1 pseudogene is annotated in these 515 nt (G+C 48.0%); it reads left to right on the top strand.

The features are described 5' to 3' along the window. Positions 1 to 341 (top strand): annotated as a pseudogene (locus E0D98_RS25685) (DNA-binding protein); the annotation flags it as partial. Positions 342 to 515: the final 174 nt, after the last annotated feature.

Here is a 515-nt window from a genome sequence, read left to right as displayed (position 1 = left end):
GATGTGTATACAGTCTGCAGAATGACTTATCCGGCGTGCCGGATTGTTTCAGCTACAGTCTTGCGACGCGAATACGGCGGATGGACTGCTATGGCATGACGACGCGTTGTTTTACTGATATCGCCGGGCAGGTTAAAGTCCCGACGGCACGGCTGAAACTGGCGCTGGAAAGCGGGTTGCTGGTAACGGCACTGGATGGCCTGTTCTGGCTGGGAACTCAGCGAATTGCCGCTGATGTGCAGAGACTGCGTCAGTCAGGTATGGTGATAGTCACCCGGGAAGTTGAGGTATCAGACTCCCTGACCGGAACCACCAGACTGGTTTCTGCCTACACACTTTAAAGCACAGGAGGAATCTTTGTTACCGTATTCGCACTGATTCTGAAATTTACCATTGTTTACCGGGACAGATTACAGACAGGATATTTTATGCGAGATAAATCAGAAGTATTAACCGGAGCGCAGAAAAACAGATTTGGTCTGATTCTTTATATTATACTATTATCAGTTGTTTAT

The sequence above is a fragment of the Escherichia sp. KCJ4928 genome (genome assembly GCF_004352695.1).
Lineage (GTDB): Bacteria > Pseudomonadota > Gammaproteobacteria > Enterobacterales > Enterobacteriaceae > ECMA0423.
The sequence above is the reverse complement of the archived record's forward strand: the minus strand, read 5'-3'. Positions and strand labels throughout refer to the sequence as shown.